Source organism: Streptomyces sp. R818 (assembly GCF_056172735.1).
Window position 1 is genome coordinate 277300 of record NZ_JAOCNE010000011.1, and the last position, 22669, is coordinate 299968.

The 22669-nt window shown below is 72.2% G+C and carries 17 protein-coding genes and 1 pseudogene; 5 read left to right on the top strand and 13 right to left on the bottom strand.

The genetic code is table 11. The annotated features are described in order from the left end of the window. Nucleotides 1-103 precede the first annotated feature (103 nt). Both N5I75_RS25935 and N5I75_RS25940 read right to left on the bottom strand, forming a co-directional pair. Nucleotides 104-1028 (bottom strand): annotated as a pseudogene (locus N5I75_RS25935) (DMT family transporter). Further along, entirely contained in the window at nt 1025-2014 is a 990-nt protein-coding gene (locus tag N5I75_RS25940) for a phosphatase PAP2 family protein (RefSeq protein WP_476681116.1), read from the bottom strand. The pseudogene N5I75_RS25935 and the gene N5I75_RS25940 overlap by 4 nt, the downstream one beginning before the upstream one ends. 252 nt (nt 2015-2266) lie before the next feature. Here N5I75_RS25940 and N5I75_RS25945 point away from each other — a divergent pair, with 252 nt between their 5' ends. Next, on the top strand, nt 2267-2902 hold the full coding sequence (locus tag N5I75_RS25945; RefSeq protein WP_476681118.1) for a TetR/AcrR family transcriptional regulator: 636 nt from the start codon (nt 2267-2269) through the stop codon (nt 2900-2902). Nucleotides 2903-3147: 245 nt separating this feature from the next. On the opposite strand, the gene N5I75_RS25950 is transcribed toward N5I75_RS25945, so the two are convergent. Further along, on the bottom strand, nt 3148-4236 hold the full coding sequence (locus tag N5I75_RS25950) for a DUF2510 domain-containing protein (protein ID WP_476681120.1): 1089 nt from the start codon (nt 4234-4236) through the stop codon (nt 3148-3150). A 233-nt stretch (nt 4237-4469) separates the two neighbouring features. On the opposite strand from N5I75_RS25950, the gene N5I75_RS25955 reads away from it, so the two are divergent. Then, complete coding sequence (locus tag N5I75_RS25955) at nt 4470-7145, top strand: ATP-binding protein (protein WP_476681122.1); 2676 nt, start codon at nt 4470-4472, stop codon at nt 7143-7145. Here the strand turns inward: N5I75_RS25955 and pcaDC are convergent. The 6 genes from pcaDC to N5I75_RS25985 form a co-directional block, all read right to left on the bottom strand. Then, complete coding sequence (gene pcaDC, locus N5I75_RS25960) at nt 7142-8272, bottom strand: bifunctional 3-oxoadipate enol-lactonase/4-carboxymuconolactone decarboxylase PcaDC (protein ID WP_476681124.1); 1131 nt, start codon at nt 8270-8272, stop codon at nt 7142-7144. The genes N5I75_RS25955 and pcaDC overlap by 4 nt on opposite strands. 477 nt (nt 8273-8749) lie before the next feature. After that, the gene (gene pcaB / locus N5I75_RS25965; RefSeq protein WP_476681126.1) at nt 8750-10066 is read right to left on the bottom strand and encodes a 3-carboxy-cis,cis-muconate cycloisomerase; all 1317 of its coding nucleotides are present in this window, start codon (nt 10064-10066) and stop codon (nt 8750-8752) included. After that, nucleotides 10063-10668, bottom strand: coding sequence for a protocatechuate 3,4-dioxygenase subunit alpha (pcaG, locus tag N5I75_RS25970; RefSeq protein ID WP_476681128.1), 606 nt, complete (start codon nt 10666-10668; stop codon nt 10063-10065). The genes pcaB and pcaG overlap by 4 nt, the downstream gene beginning before the upstream one ends. A 6-nt stretch (nt 10669-10674) precedes the next feature. Then, the gene (pcaH, locus tag N5I75_RS25975) at nt 10675-11448 is read right to left on the bottom strand and encodes a protocatechuate 3,4-dioxygenase subunit beta (protein WP_476681130.1); all 774 of its coding nucleotides are present in this window, start codon (nt 11446-11448) and stop codon (nt 10675-10677) included. A 6-nt stretch (nt 11449-11454) separates the two neighbouring features. Further along, the gene (locus N5I75_RS25980; protein ID WP_476681132.1) at nt 11455-12105 is read right to left on the bottom strand and encodes a CoA transferase subunit B; all 651 of its coding nucleotides are present in this window, start codon (nt 12103-12105) and stop codon (nt 11455-11457) included. Between the two features lie 2 nt (nt 12106-12107). Further along, entirely contained in the window at nt 12108-12863 is a 756-nt protein-coding gene (locus tag N5I75_RS25985; protein WP_476681134.1) for a CoA transferase subunit A, read from the bottom strand. A 147-nt stretch (nt 12864-13010) separates the two neighbouring features. On the opposite strand from N5I75_RS25985, the gene N5I75_RS25990 reads away from it, so the two are divergent. Beyond that, nucleotides 13011-13466: a MarR family winged helix-turn-helix transcriptional regulator gene (locus N5I75_RS25990; RefSeq protein WP_476681136.1), complete on the top strand. Its 456-nt coding sequence runs from the start codon at nt 13011-13013 to the stop codon at nt 13464-13466. Between the two features lie 3 nt (nt 13467-13469). Here the strand turns inward: N5I75_RS25990 and N5I75_RS25995 are convergent, their stop codons facing one another. Both N5I75_RS25995 and N5I75_RS26000 read right to left on the bottom strand, forming a co-directional pair. Then, nucleotides 13470-14399, bottom strand: coding sequence for a DUF3048 domain-containing protein (locus N5I75_RS25995; protein ID WP_476681138.1), 930 nt, complete (start codon nt 14397-14399; stop codon nt 13470-13472). 65 nt (nt 14400-14464) lie between these two features. Next, complete coding sequence (locus tag N5I75_RS26000; protein WP_476681140.1) at nt 14465-15526, bottom strand: ATP-dependent DNA ligase; 1062 nt, start codon at nt 15524-15526, stop codon at nt 14465-14467. A 74-nt stretch (nt 15527-15600) separates the two neighbouring features. Between N5I75_RS26000 and ligD the strand changes: the two genes are divergently transcribed. Beyond that, on the top strand, nt 15601-16632 hold the full coding sequence (gene ligD / locus N5I75_RS26005; protein WP_476681142.1) for a non-homologous end-joining DNA ligase: 1032 nt from the start codon (nt 15601-15603) through the stop codon (nt 16630-16632). Nucleotides 16633-16659: 27 nt separating this feature from the next. Here the strand turns inward: ligD and N5I75_RS26010 are convergent, their stop codons facing one another. Both N5I75_RS26010 and N5I75_RS26015 read right to left on the bottom strand, forming a co-directional pair. Further along, nucleotides 16660-18882 carry an OmpL47-type beta-barrel domain-containing protein gene (locus N5I75_RS26010; protein ID WP_476681143.1) on the bottom strand — a complete coding sequence of 741 codons (2223 nt, stop codon included), beginning with the start codon at nt 18880-18882 and terminating at the stop codon, nt 16660-16662. Between the two features lie 5 nt (nt 18883-18887). Continuing rightward, nucleotides 18888-21401, bottom strand: a complete 2514-nt coding sequence (locus N5I75_RS26015) for a ThuA domain-containing protein (protein WP_476681144.1) — start codon at nt 21399-21401, stop codon at nt 18888-18890. Nucleotides 21402-21695: 294 nt separating this feature from the next. Between N5I75_RS26015 and N5I75_RS26020 the strand changes: the two genes are divergently transcribed. Continuing rightward, nucleotides 21696-22640 carry a multicopper oxidase domain-containing protein gene (locus tag N5I75_RS26020; protein ID WP_476681298.1) on the top strand — a complete coding sequence of 315 codons (945 nt, stop codon included), beginning with the start codon at nt 21696-21698 and terminating at the stop codon, nt 22638-22640. The last annotated feature ends 29 nt before the right edge of the window (nt 22641-22669 follow it).

Here is a 22669-nt window from a genome sequence, read left to right on the forward strand (position 1 = left end):
GCGCCGGACGACCCGCCTATGGCGGTCAGCGGGGGAGGGGACCGATCCGGCCGAGGAGGCACCCCGGCGCACCCCCGCCCCCCGTCACGGGGAAAGCGCCACGTCAGGATGCCCGCAGACCAAGCGACTCCGGCTCGTGCTGAGCGGGCACACCGGGCAAGGTCACCACGGAAGCACCGCCCCCGCCAACAGAGGGCTCCCGCGCAGGAGTGCGGGTCAGCAACACAACCCCCCGAGCCGCAAGCACCGCCCCGGCCCCCGCCAGCACAAACCCCGCCACCCCACCTTGCAGCCGCTCCCCGAGCAACGAGAGCCCGATGACGGCGGCGGCCACAGGATTCGCCAGCGTCACCATGGCGAGAGGCGCACCGAGACCACCCCGGTAAGCGGTCTGCGACAGCAACAGACCCCAGCGGCAAAGGCCGCGACGAGCAGCGCGACCACGACGACCTGCGGGGCGAGCAACGGCCCGCTACGGTCCGTCGCCGCGACGGTCACGGTCTGGGTCAGCGCGGACGCCACCCCCGAGGCGACCCCGGACGCGGTGGCGTGCCGCAGCCCGGGCTTGGCACCGCGCCGCGAAAGAGCACCGATGAGCGCGGCGGTGGCCCCGGCCACGATAAGCGCCTCGGGCAGCGAGAGCGTGTCGTCGGGCGCGGGCCCGGACGCGGTGACGAGCAGCGCGCCGAGCCCGGCCAGGGTCAGCGCCGTCCCCCGCCACTCGACAGCCGTGACGTGCCGCCCGGCGATCCGCGCCCCCAACGGCACGGCCGCGACGAGCGTGAGCGCGCCGAGCGGCTGCACAAGAGTGAGCGGCCCGTACTTGAGCGCGGCGACGTGCAGCAGCGCGGCCCCGGCGTTGAGAACAACCGTCCACCACCAGGCCCCGCTACGAAGAAGCCGCCACAACCCGCCCCCGACCCCGCGGAAGCGGTACGCGCGGCGAGCCGTTCCTGGGCGACCGCCGCGGCGGCGTAGGCCACGGCGGAGACGAGGGAGAGCGCGACCGCGAGCAGGGTGGCGGTCATCGCCCGGCCCCGATGGCGACGGGCTCCGGGGCGGTGCCCGCCGAGGTCGAACCGGGCGTGGGGGAGACCTTGAGCGGTATCCGGATCGGCATGTGCGCGAGGACGTCGGAGGCGGACAGCGAGTCCGGCGGCGTACGGAAGGCGGCAGAGGCCGCCCACGGAGCGGGCTCGGAAACGCCGCCGGCCCGCACCGGAACCGGCGTCGCGGAGGCGGCGGGCGCGGGCAGCAGGTGGCGCCGGATGGCGGCGGGCCCGCCGACGGTGTGCGGCATGCGGATCACCGCGAGGGCGACGCCGAGCAGCCCGGCGGCGACGACGGCGTCGAGCCAGTAGTGATTGGCGGTGCCGACGACGACGAGCAGCGTCAGCAGCGGATGTGCCAGCCAGAGCCACCGCCACCGCGACCTGGTGGCGACGATCAGGCTGATGGCGACCATGAGCGCCCAGCCGAAGTGCAGCGAGGGCATGGCGGCGAACTGGTTGGCCAGCGTGTCGGTGGACGGCTTGGCGGCGTACACGGAGGGCCCGTAGACCTGGGCGGTGTCGACGAGGTGCGCCGCGTGCAGCATCCGCGGCGGCGCCAGCGGGAAGCCGAGATGCAGGACGAGGGCCGCGGCCGTGAGGGCGGCGAGCACCCGCCGGGTCCACACGTAGTGGCGCGGCCGACGCAGATACAGGAAGACGAGAAGGGCCACGGTGGCCGGAAAGTGCACGGTCGCGTAGTAGGTGTTGGCGACGTGCACAAGAAGATCACCGTGCAGCAGGGCACCCTGCACGGCCCCCTCGCCGGGCAGTCGCACGGCCCGCTCGAAGCTCCACACGTCACCGGCGTTGCGGAACGCCTCGGCGGTGTGACCGTTGGCCAGACCTCGGCCGAACTTGTAGACGAGGAAAAGTCCTACGACGAGTAGGAGCTCGCGGACCAGGGGCGGTCGGGCAGATCGGCTGTCCGGCTCCGGTTCGACAGGCTCGGTAAGGGATTCCATCCCCCGGCCCCTTTGCTGACGACTGCGTGGTGCGGGTGGTGCTTGTGGCTCTCTGGGTGCGCCTGTGACGTACGGGTAAACGCGAAGCGCCGCACCTCATCGATACGCCACTGTACCGATACGCCACTGTACCGAAACGACTTGGTACCGATACGCCAGTGTACCGAAACGCACGCGTACCGGTACACTGGCGTATCGATAGCAAGTGTGATCTCATCGACTTCAGTACCGCAGAGCCAGAGGTGGGGAGCCATGACGGAGCGAGACCCGGCCACCGCGACAGTGCCGACCGCCTCGCGCCGATCGAAGATCACCCCCGAGCGGGCGCAGGAGTTCTACGACGCGGTCCTCGACCAGTTGCGCAGGAACGGCTACGACGCGTTGACGATGGAGGGCGTGGCGGCCCAGGCTTGCTGCAGCAAATCGACGCTGTACCGTCAGTGGAGGACGAAGCCGCAGCTCGTGGCCGCGGCGCTGCGCGCGGGACGCTGTACGAAGTTCTCCGCGTCGGACACGGGCAGCCTCGCGGGCGATTTGGTGTCCGCGGCGCGCAACGCGGCGGCGCAGTCACTGCCGGACACGGCGCTGCTGCAGGCCCTGGGGCACGCGGTGCGCCAGGACGGCGAGCTGAAGGGCGCGCTGCGGGAGGCGCTGGTCGAGCCGGAGCTGGCCTCGATCGACGCGATGGTCGAGCGGGCCGTGGCGCGGGGCGAGATCGCGGCGGACCACCCCGCACTGCCGTACGTGGCGGCGCAGCTCTTCGGGGTCATGCGCAGCCGCCCCTTCCTGGAGGGGCGCGACGCGGACGCCGACTACCTGGTCGGCTTCGTCGAGAACGTGCTGATTCCAGGGCTCGGCCTGACCGCTCCGGCGGATCGGGCCACCTAAGACGGGAGATCGCCGGTCGCAGGGATGACCGACCGGCGGTCTGCCCGCGCCGCACCGTGGGGACGGGGGCGGCGCGCACCCCCGGGCCGGGCGGTTTCCTCCATGAGCGGAGAGGAACCCGCCCGGCCCCAGGTCACACCGGACCTCGACGGGACCGGGGTCTCGACGGGACCGGGGTCTCGACGGGACCGCGGCCCCAACGGGACCGGGGTCTCGACGTGACCGGACTGGATCCTGGGACGGACTCAGACGTCCTCCCCGTTCCCCCCGCCCACCGCGCCCCCGCCGGTGATCTCGCTCTTCTTGATGCCCTTGACGAGCTTGTCGATCGAGGTGTTGTCCGGCCCGGCGGCCTCCTCCTTCTTCGTGCGCGGCATGTCGACACCTATGCGCACGACGAGCAGCGTCCCGGAGTCGGAGGGCGAGGGGAAGACGACCGACTCCACCCAGGCGTCGATGCTCGACTTGGTGTCCACGTTCCAGCGGACCCGGTAGCCCTGCTGCCCGGCGACGGTCACCTTCTCGGAGAGCAGTTCGTCGTGCTGGACGATGCCGCCGTAGACGTCGCCGCCGTAGGACGCCTTGGAGTTCTTGAGGATGTCCTCCTTGGCCGCGGCCTCCGCCGTCGCCCCGTCGAGCTTGAGGCTCTTGGCGGACGAGACGGAGGCGCCGCCCTTCACGCAGGTCTGCTCCACGTCGTCCGGGCACTTGTAGGGGCCGGTCTGCACCCCGGCCGCGCCCGCGCCGTCGCTGCCGGTCCACCCGTCGAGGACCGGCAGCGCGACCCCGTTGAGGACGTCGGTGGCGTAGCCCTTGTCGAGCGGCGGCTGCGTGGAGCCGGGCGCCTCGGGCGACGCGTCGTCACCACCCCCGTTGCCACCACCCGGACCGTCCTCGCGGCCCTTCGGATCGCGCGGCTGCTCGGAGGCGGCGACCGAGCCGCTCTTCCCGCCGCCGTCGTCCGAGGTGAGCGCGTAGACCCCGCCGACGACGCCGGCGAGCACGACGACGGCGACACCGGCCGCGACGGCGACGCGCGCCCGGTTGCGCGGCTTCGGCGGCAACTGCTGCGGATAGCCGGGATAGTTGCCGTACGCCGGAAACGTCCCAGGGCCGGGACCGGGACCGGGAGCCGGAGCAGGACCGGAAGCGGAAGCGGGACCGGCGACGGAAGCGGGACCGGCGACGGGAGCGCCCTGGGGCAGCGGCGGCGGGGCCGTGGCGGGCCGGGTCTGGTCCGTCCAGCGGCCGCCGTCCCACCAGCGTTCGGTGCGCGGGCCGTCCGGGACCTGGCCGGGGTCGGGGTACCAGCCTGCGGGAGTCTGCGACGTCATGAACGGAACAGTATGAGGCGTGCCTGAAAAGGACATGAGAGGGTCCGCGATGCGGTCGGAACTGTTGCCGAATCTGTTACCGACCGAAATCTGTCAACCCCGCGGATGCGCCAGGTCCGGCCAAATCCCGCCGGGCTCCCCGACCCCCCACCACGGCGCGGCGTCGCGCATTACTCTCGTGACCAGCACATCGGTCGATCGACCGGCATGCACGACACCAGGAGGGTGCGGGGATGACTCAGGGACGGCACACCGGCGCCGCCTCCGCCGGCCCGCCGCTGTGGGAGCGGGAGTCCGAACTCGGCGTGGCGCTCGGGGCGTTGGACGACCTGTGCGCGGACGCCGCGTCCTCGGGCAGCCTCGTCGTCTACCGGGGCGAGGCCGGTATCGGAAAGACCGCGCTGCTCGGCCGGGTCCGCGAGATAGCGGAGGGCCGCGCGACCGTCTGGTCCGCCCGGGGCGGCGAGACGGTGACCTCCGTCCCGTTCAACGTCGTACGCCAACTCCTGCAGCCCGCGCTGCTCGCGCTCTCCGACGAGGAGACCCGCGAGTACTTCGGCGACTGGTACGACATCGCGGGCCCCGCCCTCGGCATAGCCGAACCCACCGGCCGCCAGGCCGACCCGCAGGGCGTGCGCGACGGCCTCGTCGCCGCCGTCTCCCGCCTCGCGCGGCTGCACTGGCCGCTGGTCATCCTGATCGACGACGCGCACTGGGCCGACCTGGAGACCCTGGAGTGGCTGGCCGCGTTCGCCGAGCGCCTCGACGACCTGCCGGTCCTCCTCGTCGTCGCCCAGCGCGACCCGGAGAACGACGCCGCGGCCGTCTGCCTGGACGCGGTCGCCGACGCCGCCCGCCCCGGCACCGCCCGGCTGCGCGCCCTCACCCCCGACGCCACCGCGGGCCTCACCCGCGCCACGCTCGGCGACCACGCCGACGACCCGTTCTGCCGCGAGGTGTGGGCCGTCACCGGCGGAAACCCGTACGAGACGGTCGAGTTGCTCGCCAAGGTGCAGGACAGTGATCTGAGCCCCGAGGAGGACTCGGCGGGGCAGCTGCGCGCGCTCAACAAGTCGGCGCGCGGCCGCGGCCTCGTCGCCCGCCTCGAAGGGCTCGGCAGCGAGGCGACCAGGTTCGCCTGGGCCGCCGCCATCCTCGGCACCCGTATCGACCCCGGGCTCGCCGCGCTGCTTGCCGGACTCAACCCCGAGCAGGCCGGCCGCTGCGCCGAGCGGCTGCGCGCCGCCCGCATCCTGACCGACTCGGCCTACGACACCGAGAACGTGCTCGAGTTCGTCCACCCGCTCATCGCCACCGCCGTCTACGACGCGATCCCGCCCGCCACCCGCACCGCCATGCACGGCCAGGCCGCCTGGGCCGTCACCGCGTCCGGGCACGGGCCCGCGGCGGCCTCCCGGCATCTGCTCGAAGTCCACCCGGACGACGACCCGGAGCTCGTCGAGCAGATGCGTGCCGCGGCCCGCGAACACCTCGCGGTCGGCGCGCCCGACGCCGCGCGACGCTGCCTGGAGCGCGCCCTCCTGGAGCCGCCGCTGCCCGAGATCCGCCCGCACCTCCACTACGAGCTGGGCTGCGCCACGCTGCTCACGTCGCCCGTGACCACCATCCGGCACCTGGACGCCGCGCTCGACACGACGCCGGGGCTCGTCGGCGACCAGCGCGTCGACGCGGTCTGCCGCCTCTCCCAGGCCCTGGTCCACAACGACCAGCTGGAAGAGGCGCTGCGCGTCATCGACGCCGAGGCCGACCTCCTCGAACCGGGCCCCGCGCGCCTGCGCCTGCAAGCCGTCCACTTCATGTGGGAAGGCATCCACGCGGGCGAGGAGGACTCCCCGGGCCGCTCCCGCAGCCTGGCCGCGCTCGCGGACCAGCTCCCGGGCCGGGACAACGCGGAGCGCGTCCTGCTCATCCTGCGCGCCTTCGACGCCATGACCCGCGGGGAGAACGCGGAGGAGGTCATCGAGCGCTGCGACCGCGCCCTGGTCAACCGGCGGCTCGCGCCCGGGCTCGGCTGGCTCGACTCCGAGTGGGGCTTCGAGGTCCTCACCATGCTCGGCAGCGCCTACCTCTTCGCGGACCGGCTCGACCGCGCCGAGTCCCTGTTCACCGGCGCCGTCCGCGAGTACGAGTCGGCCGGCTGGAGCGGCGGCCACCTCTCCCTCGCGCACGCCTTCGTCGGCTATGTGCACCGCAGGCGCGGCCGGCTCACCGACGCGGAGGCGTTCCTGCGCGAGTCGCTGCGCCTCGCCGACCGGGTCGGGCGCGGCCTGCCCATGCACTGGGACGCCGCGTGCATGCTCATCGAGACGCTGCTCGCCCGCGGCAAGGCGGACGAGGCGCAGGCGATCGCCGAGCGCTACTCGTTCGGGCCGCCGTACCCGTCCACGATCGTGCTGCCCGACGCGCACTCGGTCCGCGGCCGGCTCCTGCTCGCGACCGGCCGCGTCGAGGAGGGCATCAACGAGCTGGAGGCCGCCGCAAAGGCCGCCATCGCGCGCGGCGGACACAACACGATCATGGCGCCGTGGGCCTGCGACCTGGCCCGCGCCCTCGCCCCCACCGACCCGCACCGCGCCGCCGAACTCGTCAAGGAGGCCCGCGTCCAGGCCGAGCGGTTCGGCACGGACACGGCGATAGGGGAGGCGCTGCGCTGCGCGGCCGCCCTGGAGACGGGCCAGCGCCAGCTCACCCTGTACGCGAAGGCGGTCACCTACCTCGAAGCGTCGCCGTGCGCGTACGAGCACGCCCTCGCCCGGGTCGAGTACCGCATGGCGGCGCGCTCGCTGTCGGAGCTCAACCGCGGCCTGACGCTGGCGCGTTCGTGCGGGGCGGACGGGCTCGCGGCGCGGGCGAGGGAGGTACTGGAGACGGGAAGGGGCCTGCGCTAGCGGCTCGCGTTGTCGTCCTCCTCCAGTACCCGCTGGGCGACGGCGAAGGCGGCGTTGGCGGCGGGCACCCCCACGTACACGGCGCACTGCTGCAGCACGGCGCCGATCTCGTCGGGGGTGAGGCCGTTGCGGCGGGCCGCCCGTACGTGCATGGCCAGTTCGTCGAGGTGCCCGTGGGCGACGAGCGCGGTGAGGGTCACCATGCTGCGCTCGCGCCGCGACAGGGTCGGGTCGGTCCAGATCTCGCCCCACGCGTACCGGGAGATGAAGTCCTGGAACCGCGCGGTGAACGGCGACTGCTTCGCCTGGGCCCGGTCGACGTGCGCGTCCCCGAGCACCTCCCGCCGCACCTCCATCCCGCGCGTGGCGTGCTGCCCGAGGTGGGTGCGGAGCAGCCCCACCACGGCCTCCGGCCGCTCGGCGACGGCCAGGTGCGAGGCCCCGGCCAGCTCGACGAGTCCGGCGCCGGGCACGGCGTCGGCGATCTCGCGGGCGTGCGCGGGCGGGGTCGCGGGGTCCTCCCGCCCGGCGACGACCAGCGTCGGCGCGGAGATGTCCGCGAGCCGGTCCCGCAGATCGAACGCGGCGAGCGCGTCACAGCACGCGGCGTACGCGACCGGCTCGGCCTCCCGGTTGTCCCGCACGAGCCGCTCGACGCGGAACCCGGGCGTGAACCAGCGTGCCGGGGCCGACTCCGCGACCCCGCCGACCCCCTGCTCCCGCACCAGAGCGGCCCGCTCCCGCCACATCCCGGCGCCACCGAAGTGGGCGGAGGAACACAGCACGGCGAGGCTGCCGACCCGCTCCGGGTGGTGCACCGCGAGCCACATCCCGACGGCGCCGCCGAGCGACACCCCCGCGTACGCGAACCGCTCGACGCCGAGCGAATCGGCGAGCGCGAGCACGAGCCCGGCGATGTCCCCGACGGTGGCCCCGGCCCGGATCAGCCCGGGGTCGGACCCGCCGTGCCCCGGCAGATCCCACCGCACGACGCGATACGCACTCGACAGCTCGGGCGCGACTTGGTCCCAGACCGCGAGGGAGGTCCCGAGGGACGGGCCGAGGAGAAGCGGGGGAGCGGAGGGCGAGCCCTCGGCGCGATGGTGGAGGAGGGGGGAGTGGGACATGACGTGGCTCCAGGGTCGAACAGGTTCGGGGTGGGGTTGTGGTGAGCGGGGGCGTGGCGCGGGTCCGTCCGTGGGAGCGGCCGGAGCGAGAAGCGCCCGCGTTCTGCGGGTCCGGCTTCGGGCCGGGCGCGGAGCCCGGCGGGCTCCGACTGAGCGGGGGCGCGGCACGGGTCCATCGGTGGGAGCGCCCGGGGCCGCCGGGTCCGGCTGCCCGCGGGACTGGCGTCTGCCTTCGGGCCGGGCGCGGAGTCCGGCAGGTTCCGGAAGCCCGGTGCCGGTGTCCGGGCCCGGCGCGATGCCCGGCACCAGTGCCGGTGTCCGGGCCCGGCGCGGTGCCCGGCCGACTGCGGGCTCGCCGTCTGCAACCAGCCCCTCGCCGGACCGCTGCCAGACCCTCGCCGGATCCCTGCCGGCCCCTCGCCCGATCCCTGCCGGCCCCTCGCCGGACCCGGCGCCGCAGGCACCCGGCGTCGGTGTTCAGCCGCGTTTCAGCGCCCTGTCCACCAGTTCCGGTGCCGCCCCGGCATAGCGCTCCGGGTCCGTGAGCGCGGCCAGGTCCATCGTCTTCAGGGCCGGGTCCGGGTCCTCGGACAGGAGCTCCGCGAGGGGACGGTTCTCCTTCGTGGCGCGGCGCGTCGCGTCGCCCAGCAACTCCTTGGCGCGGGCCCGGCCCAGTACCGCCGCCAGCTCCGCCGACAAGCGCTCGGAGACGATCGCGCCGCCCGTCAGGGCCAGATGCTCGCGCATCACGTCGGCGCGGACCACCAGACCCGCCGTCAGTTCGGCCGCGTCCCGGGCCGCCCCGCCGACCAGCCGCACGAGGTCCCGCAGGGTCGACCACTCGGCGTGCCAGGCCCCGGCGGGGCGTTCGTCCTCCGCCGCCATCGATCCGTACAGGGTCGCCGCGAGCGCGGGCGCGCGGCGGGCCGCCGCGGTGATCAGCGTGGACCGGACCGGGTTGGCCTTGTGCGGCATGGCGGACGATCCGCCGCCCGCGCCCTCGGCCAGTTCGCCGATCTCGGTGCGGGAGAGGGTCGCGACGTCGACGGCCAGTTTGCCCAGCGCGCCCGCCGTGAACGCCAGCGCGCCCGCAAGGTCCGCCACGGGCGTGCGCAGGACGTGCCACGGCAACGCGGGGGCCGCGAGCCCGAGTTCCGTCGCGTAAGCCGGCACCAGGTCCAGCGGGGCGCTCGCGCCGTACGTCTCGAACGCCGCCAACGTGCCCGCCGCGCCGCCGAGTTGCACCGGCAGCCCCGATTCCACCGTCCGGAGCCTGTCCCGGGCGTCGAGGACCAGGGACCGCCAGCCGGCCGCCTTCAGACCGAACGTCGTCGGCACGGCGTGCTGCGTGAGGGTGCGTCCCGGCATGACGGTGTCCCGGTGCGCGGCGGCGTGGCGGGTCAGCGCGGCGGCGGCGCGGTCGAGCTCGGCCAGGATCTCGCGCAGGCTGCGCGCCGCGACCAGCATCAGCGCCGAGTCGAGGACGTCCTGGCTCGTCGCACCCCGGTGCACGTAAGGACCGTGCTCCGCAGGGACGGCCGCCGTGAGGTCGGCGACCAGCGGGATCACCGGGTTGCCGCCGGTGCGGGCCCGCCGGGCGAGGTCGCGTAGATCGAAGGAGGACGCGACCGCGGCGGCGGTCACCGCCTCGGCCGCCGCGTCCGGCGCGAGCCCGAGCGACGCCTGGGCCCGCGTCAGCCCCGCCTCCGCGTCCAGCAGGGCTTGCAGAAAGGCCGTCTCGGAGGTCGTGCGCTCGGTGGGCGCGTCCTCCGTGCCGGGGTCGAACAGGCTCACGTGAACTCCAGGAAGACCGTCTCGCCCTCGCCCTGAAGGCGGAGGTCGAAACGGTACGTGCCGCCCGGCTCCTCCCGCGCGACCAGCGTGTCGCGCCGCGCGCCGTCAAGCCGCGAGAGCAGCGGATCGGCGGCGAGCGCCGCGTCGTCGCCGGGCAGGTAGATCCGGGTGAAGAGGTGGACGAGCAGGCCGCGCGCGAACACGCAGACGCTCAGGTACGGCGCGCTCGCGCCCCGCGCGCCGGGCCGCAGCGTGTGCGCGTACCAGTGCCCGCCCGCGTCGGTCTGGACGCGGCCCCAGCCGGTGAACTCGACGCCGTTGCGCCCGAGGTGGCCGCCGCTGGCCGGGTCGCGCCGCATCGAACCGTCGGTCCGCGACACCCGCCCCGCCGGGTCCGCGCCCCACACCTCCAGGAACGCGTCCGGCACCGGTTTGCCCGCGCCGTCGTACACGTACCCCTGCACGGTGACCGTGTCCGGGTGCCCGACGGGTGCGATGTCGCCGCCGCCGGGGAACGGCAGCGCGTACCCGTAGAACGGCCCGACGGTGTGCGACGGAGTCGGCGGCACGCCGCCCGACCCGCTCGTGTCGATCTTCGTCATGCCTCGTCAGCGCCCTTCTTCGATCCAGGTGGCGGACGGCCCGTCGAGCACGATGTCCCAGTGGTAGCCCATCGAGAACTCCGGCACGGACAGGTCGTGGTCGTACGTCGCGACGAGGCGCTGCCGCGCGGAGTCGTCGGTGACGGACTGGATGATCGGGTCGTAGGGGAAGAGCGGGTCGGCGGGGAAGTACATCTGCGTCACGAGCCGCTGCGTGAACGCCGAGCCGAAGAGGGAGAAGTGGATGTGGGCCGGGCGCCAGGCGTTGACGTGCTGGCCCCATGGGTACGGGCCCGGCTGGATCGTGGTGAAGCGGTAGCGCCCCTCGGCGTCGGTCAGCGTGCGCCCGACACCGGTGAAGTTCGGGTCGAGCGGCGCGTCGTGCTGCTCGCGCTGATGGGCGTAGCGCCCGGCGGAGTTGGCCTGCCAGATCTCGACGAGCTGGCCGCGCACCGGGCGTCCGGCACGGTCGAGGAGGCGCCCCGAGACGGTGATGCGCTCACCGAGGGGTTCCCCTGTGTGCTGCCGGGTGAGGTCGTTGTCGGTCTCGGTGATGTCCCGTTCGCCGAAGGCGGGGGAGGCCAGCTCCACCAGCTCCGGGTCCTTCGACACATCGATGGCGACGAGCGGCTGCTTGGGGTGGCGCAGGACGGAGGAGCGGTACGGGGCGTAGTCGCGGCGCGGGTGGTGCTCGACGGGCGCGCCCCCGGCGATCCGCTTCTCGTAGGCGGCGTGCGCGGCGGCCATCTCCGCGTCGATGTCGTGCTGGGTGAGAGCCATCGTCCTCTACCGTTCCTGAAGGGTTTCCGGGACGCGGACCGGCGCCGCCGTCTTCGCGAGCAGCTCGGCGGTGCCGACGCCGGGCGCCGACTCGACCAGCTCCAGGCCGTCTTCGGTCACGTCGAGCACCGCGAGGTCGGTGATGATCCGGTCGACGCAGCCCTTGCCGGTCAGCGGCAGCGTGCACTCCTCGACGAGCTTCGGCGAGCCGTCCTTCGCGGTGTGGGTCATGGTGACGAGGACGGTGCGCGCGCCGTGCACGAGGTCCATCGCCCCGCCGATCCCGGTGATCATCTTGCCGGGCACCGCCCAGTTGGCGAGGTCGCCGCGGGCGGAGACCTGCATCGCGCCGAGGACGGCGACGTCGATGTGGCCGCCGCGGATCATCCCGAAGGAGAGCGCCGAGTCGAAGAACGAGGCGCCCGGCAGGACGGTGACCGTCTCCTTGCCCGCGTTGATCAGGTCCGGGTCGACGGCGTCCTCGGCCGGGTAGGGGCCTGTGCCCAGGATGCCGTTCTCCGACTCCAGGACCACCTCGACGTCGCCGGGAAGGTAGTTGGGGATGAGGGTGGGCAGGCCGATGCCCAGGTTCACGTACTGTCCGTCGCGCAGCTCACGCGCCGCGCGCGCGGCCATCTGCTCCCGTGTCCATGGCATGTTCAGGCACTCACCGTTCGCTTCTCGATGCCCTTGTCCGCCGCCTGCTCGGGCGTGAGCGCGACGACCCGCTGCACGAAGATCCCCGGAAGGTGCACCGCGTCCGGCGCGATCTCGCCGGGCTCCACCAGCTCCTCCACCTCCGCGATGGTGACCTTTCCGGCCATCGCCGCGAGGGGGTTGAAGTTCCGGGACGACTTGTTGAAGACGAGGTTCCCGTGCCGGTCGCCCTTGGCGGCCCGGACGAGGGCGAAGTCGGTGCGGATGGCGCGCTCCAGGACGTAGTCGGTGCCGTCGAACTCCCGCACCTCCTTGGGCGGCGACGCCTTCGCGACCCCGCCCGCGCCGTCGTAGCGCCAGGGCAGTCCGCCGTCCGCGACCTGGGTGCCGACCCCGGCCGGGGTGTAGAAGGCGGGGATCCCGGCGCCGCCCGCGCGCAGCCGCTCCGCGAGGGTGCCCTGCGGGATCATCTCGACCTCGATCTCACCGCCCAGGTACTGCCGGGCGAACTCCTTGTTCCCCCCGATGTACGAGCCGGTGACCCGGGCGATGCGGCCGGCCGAGAGCAGGACGGCGAGACCCGACTCCATGGCGCCGCAGTTGTTCGACACGACGGACAGGTCGGTGGTGCCCCGCTCGTGCAGCGCGGAGATCAGTACGTTCGGCACGCCGCTGAGCCCGAAGCCGCCGACGGCCAGGGACGCGCCGTCCCCGACGTCGGCGACCGCCCGCGCGGCGTCGGCCATCACCTTGTCCATACGGGGGTCCGTCTCTCGTCTCTCGAAGAGGTCTCGAAATGCTCAGCGCACTGAGTATTTCGTTGAACGGCCCACACGTTGCCACCGCCGATCTGGCCCGTCAAGGGTCTAAGATCGCTCAGTACACCTACGTACTCGGAGGCTCAGATGGCCGCGGTGGACCTGACCACCCACCCCGGGCACCTCGCCCGGCGACTCCAGCAGGCGCACTATCTGCTGTGGAACACGATGGTCTCGGAGGAGATCACCTCGCCGCAGTTCGCGGTCCTCAACACCCTCGTCGCCGAGCCGGGACTCGACCAGCGCACGGTCGGCGAACGCGTCGGCCTCGACCGGTCCACCATCGCCGAGGTGATCAGCCGCCTCACCCGGCGCGACCTCCTGGAGAAGGAGCGCGACCCGGGCGACGGACGCCGCTGGCTGCTGCGGCTCACCCCGGAGGGCGTGCGCACGCACAAGAGGCTGACCGTGCGCACGGCGCGGATGAACCAGGTGTTCCTCGCCCCGCTCAGCGGCGCCGAACAGGCGATGTTCTTCGATCTGATCCAGCGCGTCTCGGACGCGGCCGAGGGCTTGCGCCATCCGGCCGAGACCCACGCCTAGGCTTCACCTCTTCGCGAACACCACCCACACCGGCCCCGGCGCGAACGCCAGCGGCTGCCCGTCGACGGTGAACGCCGTGCCGTCCGTCGCCGTCGGCCGCTGCCAGCGCGCCTCGTACGCCCGCCCGTCGCGCAGCACGACGGCGCGCCCCGAGCCGACGGTGCGCGACAGCGGGGACGTGGCGCCGAACTTGTCGTGGAAGCGGGAGTCCTGGACGTCGACGTACTGCACGACGGCCGTCGCCGCCGCGAGCCGCGTCCCGCCCGCCGTCACCGCCGCCCGCCCGTCCATGCTCACGAGCCAGCGCCGCTGCGACGCCGACCAGGTGAAGGTGAACCTGGCCGACGGGAAGCGCACCGTCCGCACCGTCTCCGGCCGCCCTCCCCCGGGCACCCGCGCCGCGAACCGGAAGCCCGCCGCGTCCCCCGCGTTCGTCCCCGTCGCGAGCCGGCCGAGCTTCGCCGGGCGCAGGTAGAGATTGTGCGGGGCGGGCTTCCCGCTGCTCCGGAAGTACGCGCCGCCACTCGCGCCCGCCGGCCTCGCCCGCAGCGGTGCCGCGTCGATCAGTGGCTGGAGCCTGCCCTGCGCACCCGAGTAGGCGAGCGTCGGATCGCCGAACTGGCGAAGCAGCTCCAGATCGGTCTCGCGGGCGCTGCGCACTGGCCCGACCACGGCCGGGAGGGTGGAGCCGAACACCGCCATCAGCCGGCTCAGGCCGCCCTCGACCTGCTCGGCGTAGACGATGTCGGCGTCTTCGACGCCCGTCTGCGGGCGGGCCGCGCCCACGTTGTCGATCTTCACCGCGAGCAGCGGGGAGTCGCGCGCCGCGGAGGGTCCGTTCCCGTCGGGCGGCGTCGCGGGCTTGCACGCCGCCACGACCGCCCCGAGCGCACCTGCGACGAAGCCGCGCCTCGCCAGTCTGTTCGCGTCCACGGCCCCTGCATACCCGCCCGGGGGCCGCCGCAAGTCCCCGATCCGGCCAAGGCCGGCGGCCGGGGTCAGCGCAGCACGTCCGCCAGGTCGAACTTCACCGGCTCCTCCAGCTGCGCGTACGTACAGCTCCCGGCGGTCCGGTCCGGGCGCCAGCGCTTGAAGCGGGCGGTGTGCCGGAACCGCGCCCCGTTCTCCATGTGGTCGTACGCCACCTCGGCGACCCGCTCCGGGCGCAGCGCCACCCACGACATGTCCTTCTTGCCGGTCCAGCGGCTCGGCGCGCCCGGCATCCGGGACGCCTCGTGCGCGGCGTCGTCCGTCCACGCGGCCCAGGGGTGGTCCGCGGCGGAGTCCAGGCGCAGCGGCTCCAGCTCGGCGATCAGCTCGGTCCTGCGCTTCATCGTGAACGCCGCGCAGACCCCGACGTGCTGCAGTGTGCCCGCGTCGTCGTACAGGCCGAGGAGCAGGGAGCCGACGACCGGGCCGCTCTTGTGGAAGCGGTACCCGGCGACGACGCAGTCCGCCGTCCGCTCGTGCTTGACCTTGATCATGGCGCGTTCGTCCGGCCGGTAGCGCAGGTCGAGGGGTTTGGCGACGATGCCGTCGAGGCCCGCGCCCTCGAACTGGTCGAACCAGCGCCCCGCAAGCTCGGCGTCGGTCGTCGCGGGCGCGATGTGCAGCGGGGCCGACGCGTCCGCGAGGGCCTCCTCCAGGCGCCGCCTGCGCTCGCTCAGCGGGGCGTCGAGCAGGGACTCCTCGCCGAGGGCGAGGACGTCGAAGGCCACGAAGGACGCCGGGGTGCGCTCCGAGAGGGTCCGCACGCGGGACGCCGCCGGGTGGATCCGCTCGCTGAGCGCGTCGAAGTCGAGCCGCCCGTCCCGCGCGACGACGATCTCCCCGTCGAGCACGCAACGCTCGGGGAGCCGCTCGGCGAGCGCCGCCACCAGCTCGGGAAAGTACCTGGTCAGCGACTTGGTGGAGCGGCTGCCCAGCTCGATCTCCGGGCCGTCGCGGAAGACGATCGCCCGGAACCCGTCCCACTTCGCCTCGTAGTGCATCCCGGCGGGCAGCTTGGCGGCGGACTTGGCGAGCATCGGGCGGACCGGCGGCATGACGGGAAGATCCATGCCGCCGATTCTGTCTTGTACGCACCGGATGCGCCCGGTATGCGGTGTACGTCCCTTCCGCCTAGCGTGGGTCCATGGGCAGCAAGGGCGCGGCAGTGGAGCTGGAAGTGGGCGGGCGGACGGTACGGCTGTCCAGCCCCGACAAGGTGTACTTCCCCGAGGGCGGCTCGTCGGGGTACACGAAGCTGGACGTCGCCCGGTACTTCCTGTCGGTCGGCGACGGCATCCTGCGCGCCCTGCGCGACCGGCCGACCACCCTGGAGCGCTACCCGGAGGGTGTCACCGGCGAGTTCTTCTACCAGAAGCGGGCGCCGAAGAACATGCCCGACTGGACTCCGACCGCCACCATCGCCTTCCCGTCCGGGCGCACCGCCGCCGAGATGTGCCCCACCGAGGTCGGCGCCGTGCTCTGGGCCGCCCAGTACGGCACCCTCACCTTCCATCCCTGGCCGGTGCGGCGCGGCGACCTCGACCACCCGGACGAACTCCGCATCGACCTCGATCCGCAGCCCGGCACCGACTACGGCGACGCCGTCACCGCCGCCCGCGAACTGCGCGCCGTACTCGACGAGTTCGGGGGGCTGCGCGGCTGGCCCAAGACCTCGGGCGGGCGTGGCCTGCACGTCTTCGTGCCGATCGAACCGCGCTGGACCTTCACCCAGGTGCGCCGCGCAGCCATCGCGGTCGGCCGGGAGCTGGAGCGCCGGATGCCGGACGCCGTCACCACCGCCTGGTGGAAGGAGGAGCGGGGCGAGAAGATCTTCGTCGACTACAACCAGACGGCCCGCGACCGCACCATCGCCTCCGCCTACTCGGTCCGCGCCCGCCCGCACGCGCCCGTCTCCGCCCCGCTGACCTGGGACGAACTAGGTGACGCCGAGCCGCGCGACTTCGACATCGTGACCATGCCGAAGCGGTTCGCCGAGGTCGGCGACCTGCACGCGGGCATGGACCACGAGCACCACTCCCTCGAAGCGCTGCTCGAACTCGCCCACCAGGACGAGCGCGACCGCGGCCACGGCGACCTGCCGTACCCGCCCGAGTACCCGAAGATGCCGGGCGAGCCGAAGCGCGTACAGCCGAGCCGGGCCAGACACGAGGACTGACCCGGCTCGACCGAACTCACTTGTCCGTTACGGCAGTTCCTTCACGCGGACGTCCCGGTACGAGACGACGTCCGTCGTGCTGTGCACCTGGAGCCCGATGTAGCCGGAGGAGTAGCGCCGGCCGTCGGTGCCCGGGTCGTCCGAGCGCGGCGGCTCGAAGACCTGGCCGCCGTTGTTGTCGAACTCGTTGATCAGCACACCGTTGCGGTAGATCGAGTAGTGCTGGTCGACCACCTTGACCTCGTAATCGTTCCACGTGCCCTTCTGGGTGACGCCCGCGCCCGCGAGGCCGACCCGGTCGAAGCCGTAGACCGAACCGGTCTTGTACATGTCGCCGTCGGGCCGGTCGAGGACCTGGATCTCATGCCCGTACTTGATGGCGACCCACTCGGGCCGCGACTCCTCCGGGTGGTCGTGGACCCACGGGAAGCGGACGAAGACGCCGCCGTTGGCGTTGCCCGTGCCCGGTGCGTCGTCGCGCCACTGGAGCTTCAGCGAGTAGTTCGCGTACTTGCGCTGCGGGAACCAGAGCATGCCCATGCCGTCCACCGTGGTGCTGCTGGTGATCGACCCGTCGGCGTTGAGGGCGAACTTGCCGCCGCCGACCTGCTCCCACTTGGCGAACTGCTCCTGCGAGCCGTCCAGGATCTTGGTGTAGCCGTCGGTCTGGCCCGGCGTACCGATCGGGGACTGCTTCGCCGCCTTGTTGATCTTGTTGTACTCGCGTTGGTCGATCGCGCCGTCCTTGAGGAGCTTGTCGGTGACCGTCTTCACGTGCTTGACGAACAGCGCGTGCGACGACCAGTCCTTCTCGTCCTCGATCAGCTCACCGATCCGGCACCGGTTGTTCGTGACGCGGTTCGGGATGCCCGTGTCCGTCGTGCCCACGAACACCGTCGTCCGCTCGTCGTACTCCGGGCAGTTGGGCGCGGGGACGCCGCCGCCCGAGGCGACCGCGAAGACGAACAGCTGCGCCTGCGAGACGTTCCCGGCCTTGTCGCTCGCCCGGTAGGAGACGGAGTGCGCGCCGACCCGGTCCACCACCACGGGGGCGGTGTAGGCGAGGTAGGGCCCGCCGTCGAGCGAGTACTCGATCTTCTCCACGCCCGAGTCGTCATCGGTCGCGGTCACGGTCAGCTTGGCGTTGTTGACGTACGCGCCGTCGGAGTTCTTGTCCCCGGCGACCGACAGCGACACCGTCGGCGCCGTCGTGTCCTGGGCGGGCGGCGCCACGACCGTGAAGTCGACGGACTTCTCGGGCGCCTGGTTGCCCGCCTTGTCCGTGGCCCGGTAGCGCACCTTGTAGGTGCCCGGGTCGTGGACCATGACCGGCGCGGTGTACGGCTGCCAGGCGCCGTCGGCGCCGAGCGCGTACTCAACCGTGTTGACCCCGGAGCCGGTGTCCGAGGCGGAGACCGTCACCGTGGCCATGCCGACGTAGGCGCCGGAGGCGTCCTTGTCACCGGTCACGGTCGCCGAGGTCTCCGGCGCGGTCGTGTCGTCGGTGTCCGGGGCGACCACGGTGAAGTCGAGGGACTTCTCCTCGGCGGCGTTGCCCGCCTTGTCGGTCGCCTTGTACGTCAACTTGTGCGCGCCGACCTGGTCGACGACGACGGGCGCCGTGTAGGGCGTGTAGGCGCCGCCGTCGAGCGCGTACTCGATGCGGTCGACGCCCGAGCCCGCGTCGCTCGCGGTCACGGTGACCGAGGCGGATCCGACGAAGGCGCCGTCCGCGTTGGTCTGCCCCTCGGCCTTCGCCGAGGTCTCGGGCGCGGTCGTGTCGTCACCGCCGCCGCCGTCCGTCACCACGAGGACCCCCTGCATGGAGAGGTGGCCCGGGATCGTGCAGTGGTAGCGGTACTTGCCGGGGGAGAGGGTGACCTCGGCGGTGTGCTTGCCGCCCTGGTCGTCGTTGGGGTTGGCGAGGATGTTGAGCGGTACGTCGTTGTTGTACTCGGGGTCCGACACGTCGAAGGTCAGCGTGTGCGGCATGCCCATCGTGTTGCCGGTCGCCGTGCTGTTCTCGAAGACGATCGTCGCCTTGCCGGCGACCGCGGTCTGCGGCGCCGAGGCGTACTTCGTGATGTCGTCCCCGGCGGTCCAGGTCAGCACCTGGTCGGCGGCGGCCTCGGACGCCGGGGCCGCGGTGGCGGCGGGCAGCGCGCCGAGCCCGAGACACATGAGGACGGCGGCGAGCAGAGCGGTCAGCAACCGATGTCTGTGCAGCAGTTGCGGTCGATTTCGCGTCATGAGGATCAGCCCTTCCCGACCAGCTGGCCGGCCGCCGGAGTCGCCTCGCCGCCGGTGTACGTGACCTTCCACAGCGCCGACTTGGAGTCGGAGGTGAAGAAGCCGCGCCCGTAGTCGAGGACGTACAGAGCACCGTCGGGACCGAACTTCCAGTCCATGAGGTTCTTGATGCCGTCGTTGCCGACCGGAATGATCTTCTTCAAGGACTCGGAGTGGATTGGGATCGATCCGTCCCCGTGCGTCCTCGGGTCGGTGAGGACCGCGTTGCGCGGCTGGTCGGCGTCGTAGAAGTCACCGACGAACCACTTGCCGTCCCAGTAGCTCGGCCACTTGTCCGCGTTCGGGATCGACGCGTCGTAGCGGTAGACCGGGCCGTCCATGGCCGCCTGGCCGCCGCCCTTGAGCCACGGCAGCAGGTACTTCGCCTCGGACTGCTTGTACGACGGGACGCCGTTCGCGTCCCGCGGGAAGTCCGGGGCGCCGCCCTGCGGCGAGTACCAGATGTTGTTGCCGGTGACCGGCGGCAGGTTGACGAGGCCGTCGTTGTTCGGCGACTCGTTCTTCGGGTGGTCGCAGTCGTACCAGCCGAGCGGCTTCGTCGGGTCCGGCAGGTTGCGGTCGCGGTAGGGCTGCTTGTTGCCCATGCAGTACGGCCAGCCGCGGTTGGACGCCTTGGTGATGACGGCGAACTGGTCGTACTTGGCCGGACCCCAGGTCGTCGACGGCGCACCGGCGTCCGGCCCGACCCAGCCCGCGTACAGCGTGTCGGTCATCTTGTCGACGGAGATGCGCGCCGGGTTGCGGACACCCATCACATAGATCTCGCCGCGCGTCTTGCCGCCGCCCTCGGCGGTCTCCTTGCCGGTGAAGAGGTTCCCCTCCGGCAGGGTGTACGTACCGTCGGCCGCGGGGTGGATGCGCAGGATCTTGCCGTTGAGGTTGTTGGTGTTGCCGGCGGTGCGGCGCGCGTCGGCGAAGGACACGCCCTTGTAGTTCGGCTGCGGATTGTTGCCCGAGTACCCGTCGCTGAACTGCGAGGAGTTGTTGTCACCGGTCGCGATGTACAGGTTGCCCCTGGAGTCCCAGGCCATCCCGCCGCCCGCGTGGCAGCAACTGTGCACCTGGACCGGCCACTTCAGCAGCACCTTCTCGCTGCCCAGGTCGAGCTTGTTGGTGGCGAGGTCGAGGGTGAACCGCGAGACGCGCCGCTCGGCCATCTGCTTGTCGCGGTCGAGCTGCGAGTGCGGGGTGTAGTGCAGGTACACCCACCCGTTCTGCTCGAACTTAGGATCCAGCTCGATGCCGAGGAGCCCCTCCTCGACCTTGACGAGCTCGTCGCCGCCGCCCTTGTTGCCGAAGACGGTGAGGGCACCCGCGAGGGTCACCTTCTTGGTCTTGGGGTCGTAGACATGAACCTGTCCGATCCCCTTGCCGACATCGGGGTTGTTCCAGTCGGTGATCACCGGCTGGGAGGAGTCGGCGCCGCCGCGGCCGATGTAGAAGATCCGCCCGTCGGGCGCGGTGACAAGACCGTGCGGCTCGCCGATCTGGTCGTTCTGCCCGGCCTGGTTGGGCTGGGTCAGCCGCTCGGCCTTGTAGTTGGCGTCGATCGCGGCCTTGCAGTCGGCCCGCACGATCCGCGACGTCCACAGGAGCGCGCCGCGCAGGTGGTCGCGGAAGTCCGTCTCGTCGTACGAGGCGACGGTGCCGCCCATCCCGGTGTAGAAGGAGCGCCCGCCGTCGTAGTCACGGCACCACGAGACGGGGTGGTCGGCGCCGTTCGCGCTGTCGCCCGGCTTGTACGTGGACTCGTTGACCCGGGCGACCGTGTGCACGTCCCCGGACGGGTTCTCGACCCAGTTCAGCCACTGGTCGGGGCGCTTCCACTGCGTCGGAAGGCTCTTCGTCGCCGGGTTCTGCCGGTCGCCGACCTCGACGGTCGCGCGCTGCACGGCGGTCGGCGAGGAGGCGGCGGGCCGCGCCCCGATCAGGCCGGTGAACCAGTCCGAGTACGGTTCGGCTCGGGCCGCGTCGTGGATGCCGACGAACCCGCCGCCGGCCTCCATGTAGGCCTCGAGGCCGGCTTCCTGATCGGGATCGAGGACATCGCCCCCACCCGTCAGAAAGACGATCGAATTGAACCGCCCCAGCTTCTTCTCGTTCGTGAACACGGAGGCGTCGTCGCTCGCCGTGATCGTGAACTGCTGGCCCGCGGGCCCGGACTGGCCGATCTTCTCGATCGCCTCGATGCCGGCGTTGACCGTGGGCGACTCGTCGCCACCGGCCGCGGACCCGTAGAAGACGAGGACGCGCGGGGTCACGGCGCCGGGCGGCGACTTGATGGACATCGTTGTCACGGACGGGCTCGGGTCCTGGTACGCGCTGGCGGCGGGGCCGCTCAGCAGCCCGGCGCCCAGCGTGCCCGCCGCGATCCCGACCGCCCACAGGCGGCCGCGTCTGCTCCTGCTCGCTCTGAACTCCCGTACGGGCAACGGCTTCTGATGCGGTAACCGCCGCATGTGCTCACCCACTCCTCATAGGACACGGACAGCGCGGTGAAAGCTAGACCTCTTTGCGCGGTTCGCCAATAGGTATGACCGGGATTCCACAAACTTTGTCCTGAGTGTGGATAAACGAAGATCACCTGGCTACGGTGCTCAGCGCGACGCTCACTGCGACAGAAAAGCCCGTACGAGGGTGGGGAGTTGGCTGTGACGATGGACCGCGACGAACTGAACGGCACGAGCGAGCCGGGCCGGGCGGACGAACCGTCCCGGGCGAGCGACCAGGACCGGCGCGCTTTGAGCCGCCGGATGCTGATCGGTGGTGCGGTGGCGGCGACGGCGGGCGTGACATCGTTGTCCATAGCGGCCTCGGCCCCACCGGCGGCGGGCGCGGACACGCCACCCCGCACGGCCCCCGCGGGCGGCGAGGTCCGTCGTCTGACCCTCTACGCGGAGAAGCTCGCGGACGGCCAGCTCGGCTACGGCTTCGAGAAGGGCAAGGCGTCGATCCCCGGCCCGCTGATCGAACTCAACGAGGGCGACACCGCGCACATCGAGTTCCACAACCTCACCGACGTCGACGCGAGCCTGCACGTGCACGGCATGGACTACGAGATCTCCAGCGACGGTACGCGGATGAACCGCAGCCACGTCGAACCCGGCGGCACCCGCACCTACACCTGGCGGACGCACGCGCCGGGCCGCCGCAAGGACGGGACGTGGCGGGCCGGTTCGGCGGGCTACTGGCACTACCACGACCACGTCGTCGGCACGGACCACGGAACGGGCGGCATCCGCAAGGGCCTGTACGGCCCGGTGATCGTGCGCCGCAAGGGCGACATCCTGCCCGACCCGGGCAAGACGTTCACCATCGTCTTCAACGACATGACGATCAACAACAAGGGGATGCACGAGGCCCCCACCTTCGAGGCCACGGTCGGCGACCGCGTCGAGATCGTCATGATCACGCACGGCGAGTACTACCACACGTTCCACATGCACGGTCACCGCTGGGCGGACAACCGCACCGGCATGCTGACGGGCCCCGACGACCCGACCCAGGTCCTCGACAACAAGATCTGCGGCCCGGCGGACTCCTTCGGCTTCCAGATCATCGCGGGCGAGGGCGTCGGCGCGGGCGCCTGGATGTACCACTGCCATGTGCAGAGCCACTCGGACATGGGGATGGCGGGGTTGTTCCTGGTGAAGAAGGCGGACGGGTCGATTCCGGCGTATGACGATCCGCATCACTGATCCTCCGGGCGGCGACGCACCGGTGCGGC